Genomic DNA, 19,309 nt, shown 5'->3' with positions numbered 1-19,309 from the left:
GATTCCCTGCGCTTGGTGGGGATCGCCTGATTCGCGTGCTTGTTGTTCCGGTCCCGCATGGTCTTGGGGCAGGGAAGCAGGTGCTTTGGTAGAAAGATGAAAAAATGACCGCCAAGCCGGAAATCCTGGAGATGAGGCCCAAGATCACCGTCGTCGGGGTCGGCGGCGCCGGCGGCAATGCCGTCAACAATATGATCGCCGAGGGGCTGCAGGGGGTCGAGTTCGTCGTCGCCAACACCGACGCGCAGGCGCTCACTATGTCGAAGTCGTCGCGGCTGATCCAGTTGGGCGCGCATGTGACCGAGGGCCTGGGCGCCGGATCCCTGCCGCAGGTCGGCAGCGCCGCCGCGGAGGAATCCATCGACGAGATCATGGATCACCTGGCGGGAACGCATATGTGCTTCATCACCGCCGGGATGGGAGGCGGCACCGGGACCGGCGCGGCGCCAGTGATCGCGCGCGCCGCGCGGGAGGCCGGCATCCTGACGGTGGCCGTCGTCACCAAGCCTTTCGTCTTCGAAGGCAAGCGCAGGACCCAGGCGGCCGAGGAAGGCATTGAACGGCTGCGCGAAAGCGCCGACACCGTGATCGTCATCCCGAACCAGAACCTCTTCAGGGTCGCCGACGCCAAAACCACCTTTGCCGATGCCTTCGCCATGGCGGACCGCGTTCTCTACGCAGGTGTCGGCTGCATCACGGATCTCATCGTCAAGGAAGGCCTGATCAATCTCGATTTCGCCGACGTGAAGTCGGTGATGCGGGACATGGGCCGGGCGATGATGGGAACCGGCGAGGCCTCCGGGCAAGGGCGCGCCAAAATCGCGGCCGAGGCGGCGATCGCCAATCCGCTCCTCGACGAGGCCTCCATGTCCGGCGCCAGGGGGCTGCTCGTGTCGATCTGCGGCGGCATGGACATGACGCTGTTCGAGGTCGACGAAGCCGCGACGCGGATCAGGGAAGAAGTTGATGCCGATGCCGATATCATCGTCGGCGCCATCTTCGACCAGGCCCTGGCGGGAAAGTTCCGCGTGTCGGTGGTCGCGACCGGTCTGCGCAAGAGCGCGGAGATCGCGCAGTTCGAGCAAAGGATCGCCTGAGACCCGGCGATCTCGCGGCTGCGCTCCCGGACCGCGCGATGCGGGGTGGCACCCTTGCGCGCTTCTTCTTCGTCGCAAGCCCTCGCGCAGCATCGGCCGGCGTCTGTCCAGATTGGACTAATTGACCAGCCTGTTCGACGGGAGTCGATTTAAGTTCCTTCGGGGAGGAGTAGACTTAGCGACGGTCGATCAAGCGTTGCGCCTACCCGGGAGGATTACCTTGCTCTTTGCCGTGCATTGTCTCGACCATGCCGATGCGCTTCCGCGCCGTCTTGCCAATTACGACGCCCACAAGGCTTATCTTGCCGGCGGCTCGGTCGCGACCGTTATCTCCGGGCCGCTGGTCGCGGCGGATGGCGCAACCATGATCGGCTCGCTGTTCGTCTTTTCTGCCGACAGCCTCGATGAGGTGAAGGCATTCAACGCCGGTGACCCGTTCAACGCCGCCAATGTTTGGCAGAGCGTCAGCATCAATCCTTTCCTGCTGCGCGTCGACAACCGGCCTGACGGGGAGGGGCTCGATGAAAAGCTTCGTCTATAACGGCCAACCGGCGCGCGTCGTCTTCGGGTCGGGCACGATCGCAAGGTTGCCGGAAGAGATCGACCGGCTGGCGCTGAAACGCGTGCTCGTGCTGGCGACGCCGCCGCAGGAGGCGGAGGCCCGGCGCTTGGCCGCATCGCTCGGCGGCGCGGCGGCGGGCGTGTACGCCAAGGCGACGATGCACACGCCCCTGTCCGTGACCGAGGACGCGCTGAAGGTCGTGGCGGAGCTTCAGGCCGATGGGCTGGTCGCGGTCGGCGGCGGCTCCACGACAGGTCTCGCCAAGGCGATCGCCTTGCGCACCGACCTGCCGCAGATCGTGATGCCGACGACCTATGCCGGCTCGGAAATGACGCCCATCCTCGGCGAGACCAAGGATGGCGTGAAGGTCACCCAATCGAGCCCGAAAGTGCTGCCGGAAGTGGTGATCTACGATGTCGACCTGACGCTGACGCTTCCCGCTTCCTTGTCGGGAACGAGCGGCATGAACGCCATCGCCCATGCGGTCGAGGCGCTCTATGCCAGGGAAAGCAACCCCGTGGTAAACCTGATGGCGACCGAGGCCATCGGCGCCTTGGTGAGCGCCTTGCCGGTCATCGCCGGGAACCCGCATGACCGCGACGCGCGCTCCGAGGCGCTTTACGGCGCCTGGCTCTGCGGCATCTGCCTCGGCTCGGTCGGCATGGCGCTGCACCACAAGCTTTGCCATACGCTGGGCGGCAGTTTCGATCTGCCGCATGCGGAGACCCATACGATCGTGCTGCCGCATGCGCTGGCCTACAATGCTCCCGCCGTTCCGACAGCCATGGAAACCTTGCGGACGGTGCTGAAGACTGACGACCCCGCGATCGCTCTCTACGACCTCGCCGGCCGGATCGGCGCCAGGCGCGCGCTCTCCGAAATCGGCATGCCGCCTGACGGGATCGACATCGCGACGGACCGTGCACTGGCCAATCCCTACTGGAACCCGCGGGCGCTGGAACGGGAACCGATCCGGGCTCTTATCGCGCGCGCCTATGCCGGCGAGCCGCCACAGGACTGAGAAGCCGAACGTCGCAGGCCGGCCTTCACCCCAATATCAATCTGTCTGGATCCAGACCGCTTTTGTCTCCAGATATTCGTGCAGATGCTCGATGCCGCCCTCTCGGCCATAGCCGGACATCTTCATGCCGCCGAACGGCACGGCCGGATCGATGGCATGGTACATGTTGACCCAGACCGAGCCCGCCTTGACGCGGCGCGCGAGCTTGTGCGCGGTACCGAGATTGGTGGTGAAGATGCCGGCCGCCAGGCCGTAAGGCGTTGCATTGGCGCGCGCGACGGCCTCGTCCAGTGTGTCGAAGGGCATCGCCGAGATGACCGGCCCGAAGATTTCCTCCCGTGCGATCGTCATCTTGTCCGACACCGCGCCGAAGACGGTCGGCGCGATGAAGTTGCCGCCGTCATAGAGTTCGCCCGTCAGCCGCGACCCGCCGGCGACCAGCTTGGCGCCTTCGTCGATGCCGGCCTTGATGTAGCCTTCCGCCTTGCCGGCCTGCATGGCGCTGATCAGCGGTCCGATTTCTGTCTCCGCCTCGATGCCGTGGCCGATGCGCAGCTTGCCGGCGAATTCAGCGACGCGGCGCACGAACTCGTCGTGGATTTCGCGCGCCACGAACAGGCGCGAGCCGGCGATGCAGATCTGGCCCGAATGCACGAACACCGCCATCGCCGCGACCGGCACGGCCTTGTCGATGTCGGCATCGCGGCAAACGATGATCGGCGACTTGCCGCCGAGCTCCAGCGAAACGCGCTTGAGGTTGGCGACACCGGCGCGGGCGATCGCCTGGCCCGTCAGGGTCGAGCCGGTGAAGACGATCTTGTTGACATCCGGGTGCTCGGCGAGCCGTGCGCCGGTCTCGGCGCCGGTCCCGGTGACGATGTTGACGACGCCGTCGGGCAAGCCGGCTTCCTGCATCAGCTTCGCAATCAGCAGCGGCGTCAGCGATGCTTCCTCCGACGGCTTCAGCACGATGGTGCAGCCGGTGGCGAGAGCCGGTGCGATCTTCCAGACCGAGGCAGCGGTGGGCGCATTCCAAGGAATGATCGCGCCGACGACGCCGACCGGCTCGCGCCGGGTGAAGGTGACGATCTCGCCGGGGATGGAATTGTCGATCGCCTCGCCATGCAGCGCGGTCGCCATGCCGCCATAGAAGCGCAGCATGCCGATGACCCGGCGCCGGTTGGCCAGCGTGCGGGTGATCGGCAGCCCCATGTCGAGCGTGTCGGAGACGCTGAGCTCTTCCCAATGTTTTTCGAACAGGTCGGCGATCCTGAGCAACAAGCATTGCCGCTCGTAGGGCGAGAATTTCGACCAAGGCCCCTCGAACGCGGTCCGCGCGGCGGCCACCGCCGCGTCGATATCGGCGGCTCCGCCGCGCGGCACCGTCGCCAGCACTTCGCCCGACGCCGGGTTCAGCGCCTGCATCACGTCGCCGGATTGCGCCGCGACCCACTTGCCGCCGATGAACATCGGCCGGAATTCGCCATGGTAGAGCGTCGTGGCCTTCGCCCTCGGGTCGAAGTTCAGCGTCATCGTCTCCTCCTCACGAATTCAGAGGCGACTATTACTCCCGCTGCCGGCGACCTCAAACAAGGAAAGCTAAAAGGGCGTTCAGATAATCGGACTGTGCGCATCCTCGCGTCGGCGAAGCGTCGACAGGCGAGAGCTTTGCGGCAATCCCCGATCCTGGCCCAGCGGTATTGGGCGGCTCCCGGCGGCACAGGCCAGTATTGGCCCGGCAGACTAACCGGCGCCGGCTATTCCATCGCGCCGGTCTGGTTTTGCGCGGCGCAAGGTTGCGCGAGTCCCAGCCGGCGGTTATGCCGGGTCAGGATTTCCTGACGAAAGGCAGAACCGATGAAGGTCGTTTCCACATCGAAATCGCATGGCGGCGTCCAGGGCGTCTATTCGCACGCTTCCGAAGTCTGCGCCTGCGACATGACCTTTGCGGTGTTCGTGCCACCACAGGTCAAGGACCGGTCGCTGCCGGTCCTGTGGTACCTGTCGGGCCTTACCTGCACGCATGCAAACGTCATGGACAAGGGCGAGTACCGGCGTCTGGCTTCCGAACTGGGGCTCGTCATCGTTTGCCCCGACACCAGCCCGCGCGGCGCCGACGTTCCGGACGAGAAGGACAATTGGCAGTTCGGCTGCGGCGCCGGCTTCTACCTCGACGCGACGCAAGCGCCTTATGCGAAGAACTATCGCATGTATTCCTACATCGCCGAGGAATTGCCGGCGCTCGTCGCCGCCAACTTCCCGGTCGACATGTCACGCCAGGCCATTTTCGGCCATTCGATGGGCGGACACGGCGCGCTGACGATCGCGCTGAAGAATCCTGAGCGGTTCAAGAGCTGCTCGGCTTTCGCGCCGATCGTGCAGCCGTCGACGGCCGGCTGGTCGCGCCCCGCTTTCGAAAAATATCTCGGAGTCGAAGAAAACAGCTGGCGCGCCTATGACGCCACGCTGCTGATCGAGGACGGCCGGCGGTATCCGGAATTCCTCGTCGACCAAGGCACGGCGGACGGCTTCCTGCAGGATGGTCTCCGGCCCTGGCTGCTCGAAGAGGCATGTAAGAAAGCAGGCATCGACCTGACCCTGCGCATGCAGGAAGGTTACGACCACTCCTACAATTTCATCTCGACCTTCATGGACGATCACCTCGAATGGCATGCCGCGCGGCTTGCCTGATCATCGCCCGCAAAATGCGCGCCCGGCCGCCGTGGAACGATCCATTCCACGCCAGCCGTGGCTGACGATCGGGCGTTCACCTTCTGGTGAGCACAAGAATTTCCGGCGGAACATTCGCCTTTTCGCGCTGTTACATCCAAGCAGCAGAGCGGAAAGGAGCTTCCGCATGGACAACCCGCGATCCACGGCAAGCATAGCCGGCCATCCAATCCATCCCATGCTCGTCACCATCCCGATCGCCTGTTTCGTCGGGGCCTTGCTCACCGATATCGCCTATTGGCGGACAGCCGAGATGACCTGGGCCAATTTCTCGGCCTGGCTCCTGACTGTTGGCGTCATCGTCGGCATTCTGGCCGCCATCGCTGGGCTTACGGACTTTCTTGGCGGTCGCAAGATACGCGCTCAACCGACGGCATGGCTGCATATGGCCGGCAACCTCGTCGCGCTTGTTCTGTCCTTCTTCAACATGCTCATCCACACGCGCGACGCCTGGACCTCCGTCGTGCCGACCGGACTGATCCTGTCGGCGCTGGTGGTGATCATCCTGATCTTCACCGGCTGGCTCGGCTGGGGGCTGGTCTATCGCCATCATGTAGGAGTGGCCGATGAGACGGTTTGACAGCGTGATCAGGAGGACGAGCGCGGCGCTTTGCTGCGCAATGGCCTTGGGGGTCGCCGGCTGCAGCGACGACAACACCGATCCGAACGCGCAGATCGGCCCGAATCCGAAGCTCCCTGAGATAAATCAGTATCTGTTCCCGCCGATGCATCTGGCCTCGGTGGTCGGCTGGAAAAACGATGGGAAGCCGACCGTCGCGCAGGGCCTGCAGATCGAGGCGCTGGCGAAAGGTCTTCAGCATCCGCGCTCGCTTTACGTGCTGCCCAATGGCGACATCCTGGTGGTGGAATCGAAGGCGCCGGACGAAGCATCGGTTAAGCGACCTAAGGACATCGTCATGGGCTTGGTCGAAAGCTGGGTCACCTCCGGCGGCGACACCGGCCCGAGCAACCGCATCACGCTCTTGCGTGACACCAATGGCGACGGCAAGCCGGATTACCAAGGCGTGTTCCTCGACCATCTCAACTCACCCTTCGGCGTGGCGCTGGTCGGCAACGACCTTTATGTCGCCAACACCGATGCCATTATGCGCTACCCTTATCAGCCGGGCGACACCAAGATCACGGCGCCCGGCAAGGTGCTGACGGAACTGCCGGGCGGGCCGATCGATCACCACTGGACGAAAAGCCTGGTCGCAAGCCCTGACGGTTCGCTCCTCTATGTCGGCGTCGGCTCGAACAGCAATATCACCGAGAACGGCATTCAGGCCGAGAAGGACCGCGCCGCGATATGGGAGGTCGACCGCGCCACCGGCCGCTGGCGCATCTTCGCCAGTGGGCTTCGCAATCCCAACGGCCTGTCGTTCGAACCCGAAAGCAAGGCGCTGTGGACGGTGGTCAACGAGCGCGACGAGCTCGGGCCGAACCTCGTGCCGGACTATATGACGTCGGTGAAGGACGGCGCCTTCTATGGCTGGCCCTACAGCTACTATGGCCAACATGTCGATCCGCGCGTGATGCCGCAGCGGCCGGACATGGTGGCCAAGGCCATCCCGCCGGATTACGCGCTGAGCTCGCATGTCGCGCCGCTCGGGCTTGCCTTCTACACCGCGAGCAACCTGCCGCAATCCTATCGCGGCGGCGCCTTTGTCGGCGAGCATGGCAGTTGGGACCGCTCCCGCTTCAACGGCTATAAGGTGGTTTTCGTGCCGTTCAGCGGCGGGCATCCGAACGGCATGGCGCAGGACGTCGTCACCGGCTTCCTCAACGACAAGGGCGAGGCGAGGGGCCGTCCGGTCGGCGTTGCCGTCGACAAATCCGGCGCGCTGCTCATTGCCGACGATGTCGGCAACACGGTCTGGCGGGTCACCGCGGCGGCGCCCGGCTCCACGTAAAGCAGAGCGTCAATCCCCCGACATCGAGCGAGCCATGTCGAGGAAGGCCCGCACCAGCTTGCCGCCGCTGCGTTCGCGCAGGCAGATCAGTGCTTCGTCCATCAGCGTTTCCGGCGCATCGATCGCAATCTCAGCCAACCGCGAATCGTGACCGAACTCGGCCGCCGAGACGAAGCCGACGCCGGCTCCGGAGGCGACGATCTCGCGCACCGCCTCGCGGCCTTCGGCCTCGATCGCGGGCTTGAGCTCGATGCCAGAGGACTCGGCAAGGTCCTCCAGCTTCTTGCGTGTCTTGGAGCCGCGCTCGCGCATCACAAGCGGTTCCTGCGCCAACTGCTCGAGCGTTAGCGATTTCCTGCCGGACAGCGGATGATCGGCGGATACGAAAGCGATGATCGGCGTCGAGTTGAGCTTGAGCATCTCGAAATCACGCCCCGCGGGCATTTCGCCCAGAACCCCGATATCGGCTTCGTAGCTGTAAAGGCTGCTGATCACAGTCTCCGTGTTGCCGGAACGTACGGACACCTGGACGCCGGGGTAACGGGCGCGAAAGGCGCCGAGGATATGCAGCAGATGATGCGCCGCGTCGGCGACGATGCGCAACGTGCCGGAACGCAGCGCGCGCGATTCAGTCAACAGTTCCAGCGCCTGCTGCTCGGTTTCGAACATGCGGTGGGTGATCTCGAGCAGCCTCTGGCCCTGGGTGGTCAGCGTGACCTGCTTCTTGTTCCGGTTGAACAGGAGCACGTCATACTCTTCCTCGAGCTTGCGCACCTGATCCGAAATCGCCGGCTGGGTCAGGAACAATGCCTCGGCCGCGCGCGAAAAGCCGCCGGAAATGGCGACCTGGTGAAATGCCCTGAGCTGGACATAGCGCATTCGCTTGGCTCCCTTGGCGGCGCTTCTGCCTAATTTGTAGCATCGATCAGATCGATACATCAATACAAAATAACGATTTTACAAATATATCATGCTCACCGAGAATGGCTGTCATATTCCGATGACAGGATCGAAGTGGGAGGGCAGCATGCGCGCTGAGACGAAATTTTCGGCGACCAAGCCGTTGGACGCGCCGGCGCTGGGCGAACCTTATCTGCTCACCCCCGGCCCGCTTACGACGGCTTACGCCGTCAAGCAGGCGATGCTGCGCGACTGGGGCTCCTGGGACGGCGATTTCCGCGCCATGACCGCCGAACTGCGCCGCCGCCTTCTGGCGTTGACCGGCGACGGCCGAGGCGAATTCGACTGCGTGCCCATGCAGGGCAGCGGTTCGTTCTGCGTGGAAGCCATGCTTGGCTCCTTCGTGCCGAAGGACGGCAAGGTGCTGGTTTTAGCCAACGGCGCCTACGGCCTGCGCGCCGCGCAGACGATGCAATATATCGGTCGCGCCTACACGCTGATCGACAAGGGCGACTATCTTCCGCCGCGCGGCGAGGAAGTCGCGGCGGCGCTGAAGGCCGATCCGGCTATCACCCATGTGATCGCCATCCATTGCGAGACCAGTTCCGGCATCCTCAATCCGGTCGCCGAGATATCGGAAGCGGTTTATGCCAATGGTCGCAAGCTTTTGGTCGATTCCATGAGTGCCTTCGGCGCCATCCCGCTCGACGTCAACGACATCCGCTATGAGGCGATGGTTTCGTCTGCCAACAAATGCATCGAGGGCGTGCCGGGCTTCGGCTTCGTCATCGCCCGCAAGAGCGAGCTCGAAGCCGCCAAGGGACGCAGCCATTCGCTGTCGCTCGACGTCCATGCGCAATGGGCGAACATGAACAAGACCGGGCAGTGGCGCTATACGCCGCCGACGCATGTCGTCGCCGCCTTCCTCGAAGCGCTACGCCTGCACGAGGCCGAGGGCGGCGTCGCCGGGCGCGGCGCGCGCTACACGCGAAACCGCGACGTCATGGTGGCCGGCATGCGCGAGCTCGGTTTCGAGACGCTGCTCAAGGATCGCTGGCTGTCGCCGATCATCGTCACTTTCTTCAACCCGGCGCATGAAAACTTCGCCTTCGACCGGTTCTACGAGCTGATGAAGGACAAGGGCTTTATCATCTATCCGGGCAAGCTCACGGTGGTCGATTCCTTCCGCATCGGCTGCATCGGCCAGATGGACGAGCATGTCATGCGCCGCGTGGTCGAAGCGGCAGCGCATTCGCTGAATGAAATGGGTGTCGACACCGCCGCCCCGTCACCCGCCGCTATCGCCGAGCGCGCCAAGCTCGCCGCCTGAAAGGTCTTCGAATGAACCAGATGTCTCCCGTCAACGTCACGGCCAATGGCCGTTCCTATGCCTGGCCGCGCGTGCCGGCCATCGCCATCTGCCTCGACGGCTGCGAGCCGGCCTATCTCGATGAAGCGATCAAAGCCGGGCTGATGCCGGCGCTTGAAAGGATCAAAAAGAAGGGTACGGTGCGCTTCGCGCATTCGGTGATCCCGAGCTTCACCAACCCCAACAATCTGTCGATTGCCACCGGCCGGCCGCCGGCGGTGCACGGCATCTGCGGCAACTACCTCTACAACCCGGAGACGGGCGAGGAGGTGATGATGAACGATCCGAAGTTCCTGCGCGCGCCGACGGTGTTCCAGGCCTTCTACGATGCGGGCGCCAAGGTGGCGGTGGTGACGGCCAAGGACAAGCTCAGGGCGCTGCTCGGCAAGGGGCTGAAGTTCGACGACGGTAGGGCGATGTGCTTCTCGGCCGAGAGGTCCGACACCACGACGAAAGCCGAGCACGGCATCGACAATGCCTCTAAGCATTTCGGCCTGCCGGTGCCGGAGGTCTATTCGGCCGAGCTGTCGGAATTCGTTTTCGCCGCAGGCGTGCAACTCCTGAAGGAGTTCCGGCCGGATGTGATGTATCTCACCACCACCGACTATGTGCAGCACAAATATGCGCCTGGCGTACCCCAGGCCAACGCCTTCTACGAGATGTTCGACAAATATCTCGCCGAGCTCGACGCGCTTGGGGCGGCGATCGTCGTGACCGCCGACCACGGCATGAAGCCGAAGCACCATTCGGATGGTTCGCCCAACGTGGTCTATGTTCAGGATCTGCTCGACGAATGGCTGGGCAAGGACGCCGCCCGTGTCATCCTGCCGATCACCGACCCCTATGTCGTGCATCACGGAGCGCTAGGTTCCTTCGCCACCGCTTATCTGCCAAAGGGCGCGGACCGCGAGGCGGTGATGGAAAAGCTGCGCAAGGTGGACGAGATCATCCTGGTGCTCGGTCGCGAGGAGGGCTGCGCCCGCTTCGAGCTGCCGGAGGATCGCATGGGCGACATCATCCTGATCTCCGGCGAGAACAAGACGATCGGCACCTCAGAGCACCGGCACAATCTCGCGGCGCTCGATGAACCGCTGCGCTCGCATGGCGGGCTGACCGAGCAGGAGGTGCCCTTCATCGTCAACCGGGTGCTGCCGGATTTGCCGAACGAGCCCAAGCTGCGCAATTTTGACGCGTTCTACTACGCGACGATGGCGGCGGCGCTGGGTTGAGATGGGCGCTGTCGACCCCCACTCCGCCGGGCTTCGCCCGGCACCTCTCCCCCGATCGACGGGGGAGAGGAAATGCGCCCAGTCTATTCCGCAGCGTTTTTTCTCAAATGCTCCGCTGTTGGATTGGAGGAGAGCGCTGACCTGATTTCCTCTCCCCCGTCGATAGGGGGAGGTGGCCCGAAGGGCCGGAGTGGGGGCGACCCCGTGCGCATCCAAGACTGGAACCAACCGATGACCCAACTCGATCCCGCCATCAAAGTCCGCCACGAGCCAATGCGCATCGCCGGCCGGAAGGTCGACGCCGAGCAGAGGCTGGAGGTGCGCTTTCCCTGGAACGATACCGTCATCGGCACCGTGCCGGCGGGTGGGGCGGAGCATGCGCGGCGCGCCTTCGAGATCGCCGCCGCCTACCAGCCGAAGCTGACGCGTTACGAGCGGCAGAAGATCCTGCTCAAGACCGCCGAGTTGCTCGATGCCCGCAAGGATGAGCTGTCGGACCTCATCACGCTGGAGCTCGGCATCTCCAAGCAGGATTCGCTCTACGAGGTCGGCCGCGCCTTCGACGTTTTTACCCTCAGCGGTCAGTTGGCCATCCAGGACGACGGGCAGATCTTCTCCTGCGATCTCACTCCGCACGGCAAGCAGCGCAAGATCTTCACCATCCGCGAGCCGCTCAATGCGATCTCGGCGATCACCCCGTTCAACCATCCGCTCAACATGGTGTCGCACAAGGTGGCTCCGGCGATCGCCACCAACAGCTGCGTCGTGGTCAAGCCAACCGAGCTGACGCCGATCACCGCGCTGATCCTGGCCGACATCCTCTACGAGGCCGGCCTGCCGCCGGAGATGCTGTCAGTCGTCACCGGATGGCCGGCCGATATCGGCGACGAGATGATCACCAATTCCAATATCGACCTGATCACCTTCACAGGCGGCGTGCCGGTCGGCAAGATGATCGCGTCCAAGGCCGGCTACAAGCGCCAGGTGCTGGAGCTCGGCGGCAACGACCCGCTGATCGTGCTCAACGATTTGTCGGATGAGGATTTGGCCAAGGCGGCAGACCTCACCGTTGCCGGCGCGACGAAGAATTCCGGCCAGCGCTGCACGGCGGTGAAGCGCATCCTGGTGCAGGAGAAGGTCGCCGACCGGTTCGTGCCGATGGTGCTGGAACGGGCCAGGGCCATCAAATTCGGCGACCCGCGCGACCCGGCAACGCAGCTCGGCACGGTGGTGCATGAGAAGGCCGCGGCGCTGTTCGAAAGCCGTGTCCACATGGCGGCGGAGCAGGGCGCCGAAGTGCTCTACAATCCAGGCCGCAAGGGTGCCTTGCTGCCGCCGATCGTCGTCGACCGCGTGCCGCACCAGTCCGAGCTGGTTATGGAGGAAACTTTTGGGCCGATCGTGCCGATCGTGCGCGCGCCGGACGATGACGAGGCGCTGATCAGGCTGTCGAACTCGACGGCCTTCGGCCTGTCGTCGGGCGTCTGCACCAATGATTTCCGCCGCATGCAGAAATACATCACCGGCCTCAAAGTCGGCACCGTCAACATCTGGGAAGTGCCGGGATACCGCATCGAGATGAGCCCCTTCGGTGGCATCAAGGATTCGGGCAACGGCTACAAGGAAGGCGTCATCGAGGCGATGAAGAGCTACACCAACGTCAAGACCTTCTCCTTGCCGTGGTAGCGCTGTGACGGACAGTTTCGACCTTGCCGTCGTTGGCTCCGGCATTCTTGGGCTGGCTCATGCTCTTGCGGCGGCCCGACGCGGCCTGCGTGTCGTCGTCATAGATCGCGATCAGAAGGCCAACGGGGCCTCGATCCGCAATTTCGGCCTCGTCGTCGTCACCGGGCAGGAGCCAGGGCCGTCGCGCCGGCTAGCCGAGCGCAGCCGCGAGATCTGGCTCGAAATGGCTAACGAGGCCGGGATCGAAATTCTCCATCGTGGCAAACTGATCGCGGCACAGCGCCCGGAAGCGCTTGCGCTGCTCGAGACGTTCAAGTGCGGCGAGCATGGCGGCGAATGCAAGCTTCTGACAGCGCGTGAGGCGCTCGCGCAGCAACAAGGCCTCGACGAGAAGGCGATCATCGGCGGGCTCTACAGCCCGTTCGAGTTGCGCGTGGAGTCACTGGAGGTGCTGCCGCGGCTTGCATCGTTCCTGGCTGAGAAGCATGACGTGATATTCCGCACCGGCGTGTCGGTGACCGAGGTCGCGCCGCCCTTCGTCGAGACCAGCGCGGGACGGCTTCACGCCGAAAAGGTTGTCGTTTGTCCCGGCGACGATTTCTCGTCGCTCTATCCGGAACTGATCGCTAGGCACGGCGTGCAGCGCTGCAAGCTGCAGATGCTGCGGCTGGCCGATCCCGGCTTTCGGCTCCAGTCGGCGGTGATGTCGGACCTCAGCCTGCTGCGTTACGGCGGCTTCGCCGCATTGCCGGAAGCCCGCGCGTTGCGAGCGAAACTGAGCGAGGAACGCGGAGCGGCCCTGGCCAACGGCGTCCATCTGATCGTCGCGCAGAGCGCCGACGGCTCGCTGGTGGTCGGCGATTCCCATCACTATGGGCTCACGCTCGACCCGTTCGGATCGGAGGCCGTCGATCAATTGATCCTCGACGAGTTCAAGACATTGTTCGGCAAGGTACCGAATGTGCTCGCGCGCTGGACGGGATATTACGCTTCGGCGAAGAATGCCGTGCTGCGCGATGCGCCGCATGGAGACGTGCGGCTGGTGATCGTCACCAGCGGCACTGGCGCCAGCACCGGCTTCGGGCTTGGCGAGGAAACGATCTCGGAGTTGTTCGGCCAATGACGCTCGTCCATACCGAAGGCGAATCCAACAAGGCGGCGGCCCGCCAGGAATGGAGCGCCAAACAGAGCCACGCGCCGTCGCAGGCGCTGTTGCGGCGCGACGCCGATGCCTTCCTGCACCAGAGCTTGTCCAGCCCCTGCGTCTCGGCCATCGCCAAGGCCGAAGGCATCTGGATCGAGGACACCGCCGGACGCCGTTACATGGATTTCCATGGCAACAGCGTCCACCATATCGGCTACGGCCATCCGCGGCTCAAGGAAGCGATCGCCAGGCAGATGGACGAGCTGCCATTCGCGCCACGCCGCTTCACCTGCGAGCCGGCGGTAGAGCTGGCCGAGACGCTTGGCAGGCTGGCGCCTGGGGACCTCGGCAAGGTGCTGTTCACCACAGGTGGGTCCGACGCGATCGAGGTGTCGCTGAAGCTGGCGCGCGCGGCGACCGGCCGGTTCAAGACGCTATCCTTCTGGGACGCTTTCCACGGCGCCGGTTTCGGCGCATCCAGCGTCGGCGGCGAAGCGACGTTCCGCTCCGGTATCGCCGGGCCGCTGCTGCCCGGCACGGAGCATGTCGCGCCCTGGGCGCCGCACAATTGTCCATACGGCACCAACTCGCTGGAGGATTCCGCCCGCGCTTGCGCCAACATGATCGCTTACGTGCTGGGGCGCGAAGGCGATTTCGCCGCCTTCATCGCCGAGCCGATGCGCGCTACGCCGCTGGTGCCGGCGCCGGGCTTCTGGAAAGCGGTGCGCGAAGCCTGCGACCGGCATGGCACGCTGCTGATCTTCGACGAAATCCCGACCGGTCTCGGCAAGACCGGCAAATTCTTCGCCTCCGAGCATGACGGGGTGACGCCCGACATCCTCGTGCTCGGCAAATCGCTCGGCGGCGGTATCCTGCCGATCGCCTCGGTCATCGCGCGGCGCGATCTCGACGTGGCCGGCGACTATGCCATCGGCCACTACACGCATGAGAAGAATCCTGTGACGGCCCGCGCGGCGCTGACCACCATCGCCATCATTCGCGAGGAAGGACTGGTCGAGCGCTCCGCGGAGCTCGGCGCCCACGCGGTCGCGCGGATGCGCGACCTCATGCAGCGCTCGCCTTTCGTCGGCGACGTCAGAGGCAGGGGATTGATGTTCGGCGTCGAGATGGTCGAGGACAAGGCGAGCCGGACGCCGGCGCGTGCGCTTGCCGAGAAGATCTACTACCGCTGCCTCGACCAGGGGCTGAGCTTCAAGATCAGCCAGGGCAATGTGCTCACCCTTTCGCCGCCGCTGGTGATTTCGCGCGCCGATCTCGACCGGGCGCTCGACATTGTCGAGGCCGCAGTGCTGGCGGCCTGAGCCCAGTGAAGGCGGTCCGCACCGATCGCGAGCTCGAATGCCCGGGCATCGACGCGGGCTTGAGGGCGCGCGGCGTCGAGTTGGTGACACTGCCGGACGGCATTCCGGAAGCCGAGCTTATGGCGGCGGTCGCCGACGCCGACCTCATCCTGATGTGCTACACGCCGATCACCGCGCGCGTCATCGAGGCGGCGCGAAACCTCAAGGGCATCGTCAAATACGGCGTCGGCATCGATGCCATCGACATAAAGGCGGCGATGCGGCGCGGCATTCCCGTGGTCAATGTTCCTGAATATGCCGAGGAGACGGTCGCCGAAGGCGCCTTCGCGTTGTTGATCGCGCTGGCGAAGCGGCTGCCGGCGATCACGGCGGCTGTTTCGCGCGATGGCTGGCTCTGGCCGGAACAGCGCTGGCTGGGCCGCGATATCGCCGGCGCCACGATTGGCCTGGTCGGCTGCGGCAAGATCGGCCGCAGCATGGCGCGCATGGCGGGGCAGGGGTTCCGGGCAAGGGTGCTCGGCTTCGATCCCGGCGTCGATGCGGCAACGATGCAGGCTGCCGGCATCGAGAAGGTGAACGATCTGCAAGCGGTGCTTGGGGTCTGCGATTTCGTCTCGATCCACTGCGTTCTGAACGATGACACGCGAGGCCTTATCGGCGCGCAAGAACTCGCTTGCATGAAGCCTTCGGCGATCCTCATCAACGTCTCGCGCGGAGCCATCATCGATGAAGCCGCACTTGTCCAAGCGATCGTTGCCGGTCGCATTGCCGGAGCCGGGCTCGATGTCTATTCGCTGGAGCCGCTGGCGAGGTCCGGCCATCCAATGAGCGCGCTTTTCGATCGCGACAATGTGATCCTGTTTCCGCACCTCACCTTCTTCACGCATGAGGCGATGCGGCGGCTGGAGGACGACACTTTAGCTCGCTGTTTCGAACTGCTCGACGGCCGGCCTGTGACGATCCGTTCGCGCGACCCGCGCTTGCGCGCGCAGACGACAAGCGTCGAATTTCGCTGAAAAATCCGCCACTTGCATAAGGAATCACAACCAAACATGCAAGAACACGCCGATGGCGGCCATGCGACAGTTTCGTGACAAATATCAGCTCATACTTGCCTGTCATAAAATAAATAGATTTTACTTATCGATTGAGGACCCTCAAAGTTGACATAACGACGACATGCACCAGCGCTACCGAGCCCTTAGCGGGCCGACCAACGCCACCACGAGTGCGTCGCAGATCGTGCCTTTCAATCAAAGGGGAACCGACCATGAAATCGCAAAATCTTGCCGTAGCCATGACCTTCGCGGCGGCGCTGCTCGGCTCATCGGCGCTCGTCGCGCCGGCCTTCGCCGACGGCGTCGTCACCATCTATTCGGCCGACGGCCTGCATGACGGCAACGGCAGCTGGTACGAGACCGAGTTCGCCGCCTTCACGAAGGCCACCGGCATCACCGTGCAGTATATCGAGGGCGGCTCAGGCGGCGTCGTCGAACGCGTGGCCAAGGAGAAGTCGAACCCGCAGGCCGACGTCCTGGTGACGCTACCACCCTTCATCCAGCGCGCTGCGGCCGACGGCCTTTTGCAGGACTTCAAGCCCGAAGGCTCTGACCAGATCGACGGCGGTACCGACAAGTACCGGCCGCTGGTCAACAACTACATGGACTTCATCTACAACGCCTCCGTGCTTCCGGAAGCGCCGAAGAGCTACAACGACCTGCTCGATCCGAAGTTCAAGGGCAAAATCCAGTATTCGACGCCCGGCCAGGCCGGCGACGGCACCGCCGTCATGCTCGAGATCATCCACGCCTTCGGCGGCGAGGATGCCGGCTTCGAATTCATGAAGAAGCTGCAGGACAACAATGTCGGCCCGTCCGCCTCGACCGGCAAGCTGACCGCGCTGGTCAACAAGGGCGAGCTGCATGTCGCCAATGGCGACTTGCAGATGAACCTGTCGCAGATGGCCGACAATCCGAACATCAAGGTGTTCTGGCCCGCCGGTCCGGACGGCACCCGCTCTACCTTCGCGCTGCCTTATGAAATCGGCTTGGTCGCCGGCGCGCCCAATTCCGACAACGGCAAGAAGCTGATCGAGTTCCTGCTCTCCAAGGAAGCGCAGTCGACGGTAAGCTCCGTCGCGCTCGGCCTGCCTGCCCGCAAGGATGTGAAGCCGGACGACGCCAATTTCGCCAAGGCGCAGGAGGCGATGAAGGGCGTGACCATCTGGGCGCCGAACTGGGACGACGCGCTCACCAAGCTGCCCGATTACGTCAAGAAGTGGAACGAAGCGACGGGAAGTTGATCTCCTGGTGAGCAAATCCGGAGGAGCAGCCATGTCGGTGCCCGCATTCACGGGAAGCAATGTCATGGACGTCGACGCCGCGAAAATTCGCGGCGCCGGCTCCAACGTCCACTTCGACAAGGTCAGCGTCGCCTATGGCGCGCATGTTGTACTGCATCCGCTGACGCTTGATATCGCGCCTGGCGAGATCCTGGCGATGATCGGGCCCTCCGGCTCCGGCAAGACGACGGCGCTCCGGGCCGTCGCCGGTTTCGTCAGGCCGGCAAGCGGCCGCATCCGTATCGGCGCCACCGACGTGACCGATCTTCCGCCTTATGAGCGCGGGCTCGGCATGGTGGTGCAGAACTATGCGCTCTTCCCGCATATGCGGGTCGAGGACAACGTCGCCTTTGGGCTCAGGGCGCAAGGCGCCGATAAGGCGCTGATTGCCGAACGCGTCAAGGACTCGCTCGCGACCGTCGGCATGTCGGGCTTTGCCGAGCGCTATCCGCGCGAGCTTTCCGGCGGCCAGCAGCAGCGTGTGGCGATTGCACGGGCGCTGGCGGTCAGGCCGCGCGTGCTTCTGCTCGACGAGCCGCTTTCAGCGCTCGACGCTCAGATCCGGCGCAACATGGTCGAGGAAATCGCCAGGCTGCATCGCGACCTGCCTGGACTGACGATCCTCTACGTCACTCATGACCAGACCGAAGCGCTGACGCTTGCCGACAAGATCGCCATCATGCGTGACGGAAGGGTGTCCTCGCACGGGCCGACGGCCGAACTCTATCGCCGGCCGCCGAACCGCTTCACGGCGGAGTTCCTGGGTCGCGCGAACCTGTTGCCGGTCACCGTCGCGGAAAGCGCCGCGGGACCGAAGGGGTTCGCCAAGGCCAGGCTTGGCGATGCCGTGCTGGCCGGCGCCGCGCGTGGCGAGAAGCCCGGCGACAAGACCCTGCTCTGCATAAGACCGCAGCATCTCAGCCTCACCGGCGACGCGGAACACACCAACAGGATCGTCGGCACGCTAAAGGAAGTGCACTGGCAGGGTGAACTCACCCATCTGGTGCTCGATGTCGACGGCACGCCGGTGCGCGTCTCGGCGACCAGGCTGCCGCTGAGCCTACCGGAGCGCGGCTCCGCCATGCCGCTGTTCTTCACGCCCGGCGATACCTCGCTCGTACCGGAAGACGTCTGTGGCTGACGCGGCCGTCCTTCCCGCCACGTCGGCGGTGAGAAGAGTGCCCGGCCGGTTCTGGATCGTGCCGCCGGCGGCGCTGCTGGCGCTCTTGTTCTTCTATCCGTTGGTGCTGATCGTCCAGCAGGCTTTTACCGACGACAGCGGCATGGCCAACGTCGCCGAGTTCGTGCGCGTGCTGCATGCGCGCTTTTTCCTCAACGCGCTCCTCAACACCATCACCATTTCGGTCGCGGCGACCGCCGGATGCCTGATCGTCGGGCTGGTGCTGGGGCTGATCCTCGCTTTCGTGCCGTTTCCCGGCAGCGGCGTAATCGCCCGGCTGATCGACACCTTCATCGCCCTGCCAACGTTCCTGGTGACGCTCGCCTTCACCTTCCTCTACGGCTCGGCGGGCATGCTCAATGCCGGATTGATGGAAGTCCTCTCGCTGCACGCGCCGCCGGTCGATTTCCTCTACTCGACCTGGGGCGTGGTGCTGGCCGAGGTCACCGTCTACTCGCCCTTCGTGCTGCGTCCGCTGCTCGCCGCCTTTTCGCTCGTCGACCGCGGCCAGATCGAAGCGGCGAGCGTACTCGGCGCGCGGCCGTTCAGGATCGTGCGCCAAATCATCCTGCCGGCCGCCGTGCCGGCGCTGATCGCCGGCGGCAGCCTGTGTCTCTTGTTGACGGTGAACGAGTTCGGCATCGTGCTGTTCATCGGCGCCAAGGGCGTCATCACGCTGCCGCTGCTGATCTACAGCAAGGCCATCCAGGAATCGGCCTATCAGGTCGCCTGCATCATCGCGGTCATCAACATCGCGCTGTCGCTGGGGCTGTTCGGCCTCTACCGGTTCGCCGCCGGCCGTCTCGGAGCATAGG

Annotated in this window: 17 protein-coding genes; 15 read left to right on the top strand and 2 right to left on the bottom strand. The window is 64.3% G+C overall.

Features of this window, described 5'->3' with window-relative positions:
• Positions 1-104: 104 nt before the first annotated feature.
• The 3 genes from ftsZ to FJW06_RS11340 all read left to right on the top strand — a co-directional run bounded on the left by ftsZ (position 105) and on the right by FJW06_RS11340 (position 2,680).
• Positions 105-1,097 (top strand): cell division protein FtsZ, encoded by a 993-nt coding sequence (gene ftsZ, locus FJW06_RS11350; protein WP_140751579.1) that lies wholly within the window; start codon positions 105-107, stop codon positions 1,095-1,097.
• A 220-nt stretch (positions 1,098-1,317) separates the two neighbouring features.
• Positions 1,318-1,638 carry a YciI family protein gene (locus FJW06_RS11345; RefSeq protein ID WP_140751577.1) on the top strand — a complete coding sequence of 107 codons (321 nt, stop codon included), beginning with the start codon at positions 1,318-1,320 and terminating at the stop codon, positions 1,636-1,638.
• Positions 1,619-2,680: a maleylacetate reductase gene (locus FJW06_RS11340; protein ID WP_140751575.1), complete on the top strand. Its 1,062-nt coding sequence runs from the start codon at positions 1,619-1,621 to the stop codon at positions 2,678-2,680. The genes FJW06_RS11345 and FJW06_RS11340 overlap by 20 nt, the downstream gene beginning before the upstream one ends.
• Before the next feature lie 36 nt (positions 2,681-2,716).
• Here FJW06_RS11340 and FJW06_RS11335 read toward each other — a convergent pair whose 3' ends face one another.
• The gene (locus FJW06_RS11335; protein WP_140751573.1) at positions 2,717-4,213 is read right to left on the bottom strand and encodes an aldehyde dehydrogenase family protein; all 1,497 of its coding nucleotides are present in this window, start codon (positions 4,211-4,213) and stop codon (positions 2,717-2,719) included.
• A gap of 324 nt (positions 4,214-4,537) precedes the next feature.
• On the opposite strand from FJW06_RS11335, the gene fghA reads away from it, so the two are divergent.
• From fghA to FJW06_RS11320, 3 genes are all read left to right on the top strand, one after another.
• Positions 4,538-5,371, top strand: a complete 834-nt coding sequence (gene fghA / locus FJW06_RS11330; RefSeq protein WP_140751571.1) for an S-formylglutathione hydrolase — start codon at positions 4,538-4,540, stop codon at positions 5,369-5,371.
• Between the two features lie 166 nt (positions 5,372-5,537).
• The gene (locus tag FJW06_RS11325; RefSeq protein WP_140751569.1) at positions 5,538-5,990 is read left to right on the top strand and encodes a DUF2231 domain-containing protein; all 453 of its coding nucleotides are present in this window, start codon (positions 5,538-5,540) and stop codon (positions 5,988-5,990) included.
• Between the two features lie 40 nt (positions 5,991-6,030).
• Positions 6,031-7,323: a sorbosone dehydrogenase family protein gene (locus FJW06_RS11320; protein ID WP_246674579.1), complete on the top strand. Its 1,293-nt coding sequence runs from the start codon at positions 6,031-6,033 to the stop codon at positions 7,321-7,323.
• A gap of 9 nt (positions 7,324-7,332) precedes the next feature.
• Here FJW06_RS11320 and FJW06_RS11315 read toward each other — a convergent pair whose 3' ends face one another.
• Positions 7,333-8,202: a LysR substrate-binding domain-containing protein gene (locus FJW06_RS11315; RefSeq protein WP_140751565.1), complete on the bottom strand. Its 870-nt coding sequence runs from the start codon at positions 8,200-8,202 to the stop codon at positions 7,333-7,335.
• 148 nt (positions 8,203-8,350) lie between these two features.
• Between FJW06_RS11315 and FJW06_RS11310 the strand changes: the two genes are divergently transcribed.
• From FJW06_RS11310 to FJW06_RS11270, 9 genes are all read left to right on the top strand, one after another.
• Positions 8,351-9,553 (top strand): 2-aminoethylphosphonate--pyruvate transaminase, encoded by a 1,203-nt coding sequence (locus FJW06_RS11310; protein ID WP_140751563.1) that lies wholly within the window; start codon positions 8,351-8,353, stop codon positions 9,551-9,553.
• Positions 9,554-9,564: 11 nt separating this feature from the next.
• Positions 9,565-10,821, top strand: a complete 1,257-nt coding sequence (phnA, locus tag FJW06_RS11305; protein WP_140751561.1) for a phosphonoacetate hydrolase — start codon at positions 9,565-9,567, stop codon at positions 10,819-10,821.
• A 231-nt stretch (positions 10,822-11,052) separates the two neighbouring features.
• On the top strand, positions 11,053-12,507 hold the full coding sequence (gene phnY / locus FJW06_RS11300) for a phosphonoacetaldehyde dehydrogenase (protein ID WP_140751559.1): 1,455 nt from the start codon (positions 11,053-11,055) through the stop codon (positions 12,505-12,507).
• A 4-nt stretch (positions 12,508-12,511) separates the two neighbouring features.
• Positions 12,512-13,630, top strand: a complete 1,119-nt coding sequence (locus FJW06_RS11295; RefSeq protein WP_140751557.1) for a TIGR03364 family FAD-dependent oxidoreductase — start codon at positions 12,512-12,514, stop codon at positions 13,628-13,630.
• A complete protein-coding gene (locus tag FJW06_RS11290) occupies positions 13,627-14,973 on the top strand; it encodes an aspartate aminotransferase family protein (RefSeq protein WP_140751555.1) in 1,347 nt (448 codons plus the stop codon). The genes FJW06_RS11295 and FJW06_RS11290 overlap by 4 nt, the downstream gene beginning before the upstream one ends.
• Positions 14,974-14,978: 5 nt before the next feature.
• Positions 14,979-15,989, top strand: a complete 1,011-nt coding sequence (locus tag FJW06_RS11285; protein ID WP_140751553.1) for an NAD(P)-dependent oxidoreductase — start codon at positions 14,979-14,981, stop codon at positions 15,987-15,989.
• Positions 15,990-16,243: 254 nt separating this feature from the next.
• The gene (locus tag FJW06_RS11280) at positions 16,244-17,275 is read left to right on the top strand and encodes a 2-aminoethylphosphonate ABC transporter substrate-binding protein (protein WP_140751551.1); all 1,032 of its coding nucleotides are present in this window, start codon (positions 16,244-16,246) and stop codon (positions 17,273-17,275) included.
• Between the two features lie 31 nt (positions 17,276-17,306).
• A complete protein-coding gene (locus tag FJW06_RS11275; protein ID WP_140751549.1) occupies positions 17,307-18,455 on the top strand; it encodes an ATP-binding cassette domain-containing protein in 1,149 nt (382 codons plus the stop codon).
• Positions 18,448-19,308 carry a 2-aminoethylphosphonate ABC transporter permease subunit gene (locus tag FJW06_RS11270; RefSeq protein ID WP_140751547.1) on the top strand — a complete coding sequence of 287 codons (861 nt, stop codon included), beginning with the start codon at positions 18,448-18,450 and terminating at the stop codon, positions 19,306-19,308. Before FJW06_RS11275 ends, FJW06_RS11270 begins: the two co-directional genes overlap by 8 nt.
• Position 19,309 lies beyond the last annotated feature (1 nt).

Source organism: Mesorhizobium sp. B4-1-3 (assembly GCF_006439355.1).
Classification (GTDB): Bacteria; Pseudomonadota; Alphaproteobacteria; order Rhizobiales; family Rhizobiaceae; genus Mesorhizobium.
The sequence above is the reverse complement of the archived record's forward strand: the minus strand, read 5'-3'. Positions and strand labels throughout refer to the sequence as shown.

Excerpts from the sequence above, each read along its gene's own strand:
- FJW06_RS11325 (WP_140751569.1), top strand. The coding sequence starts at position 5,538 with ATGGACAACCCGCGATCCACGGCAAGCATAGCCGGCCATCCAATCCAT.
- FJW06_RS11320 (WP_246674579.1), top strand. The coding sequence starts at position 6,031 with ATGGCCTTGGGGGTCGCCGGCTGCAGCGACGACAACACCGATCCGAAC.
- FJW06_RS11280 (WP_140751551.1), top strand. The coding sequence starts at position 16,244 with ATGAAATCGCAAAATCTTGCCGTAGCCATGACCTTCGCGGCGGCGCTG.
- FJW06_RS11275 (WP_140751549.1), top strand. The coding sequence starts at position 17,307 with ATGTCGGTGCCCGCATTCACGGGAAGCAATGTCATGGACGTCGACGCC.
- phnY (WP_140751559.1), top strand. The coding sequence starts at position 11,053 with ATGACCCAACTCGATCCCGCCATCAAAGTCCGCCACGAGCCAATGCGC.
- phnA (WP_140751561.1), top strand. The coding sequence starts at position 9,565 with ATGAACCAGATGTCTCCCGTCAACGTCACGGCCAATGGCCGTTCCTAT.
- FJW06_RS11310 (WP_140751563.1), top strand. The coding sequence starts at position 8,351 with ATGCGCGCTGAGACGAAATTTTCGGCGACCAAGCCGTTGGACGCGCCG.
- ftsZ (WP_140751579.1), top strand. The coding sequence starts at position 105 with ATGACCGCCAAGCCGGAAATCCTGGAGATGAGGCCCAAGATCACCGTC.
- FJW06_RS11340 (WP_140751575.1), top strand. The coding sequence starts at position 1,619 with ATGAAAAGCTTCGTCTATAACGGCCAACCGGCGCGCGTCGTCTTCGGG.
- FJW06_RS11290 (WP_140751555.1), top strand. The coding sequence starts at position 13,627 with ATGACGCTCGTCCATACCGAAGGCGAATCCAACAAGGCGGCGGCCCGC.
- fghA (WP_140751571.1), top strand. The coding sequence starts at position 4,538 with ATGAAGGTCGTTTCCACATCGAAATCGCATGGCGGCGTCCAGGGCGTC.
- FJW06_RS11335 (WP_140751573.1), bottom strand. The coding sequence starts at position 4,213 with ATGACGCTGAACTTCGACCCGAGGGCGAAGGCCACGACGCTCTACCAT.
- FJW06_RS11315 (WP_140751565.1), bottom strand. The coding sequence starts at position 8,202 with ATGCGCTATGTCCAGCTCAGGGCATTTCACCAGGTCGCCATTTCCGGC.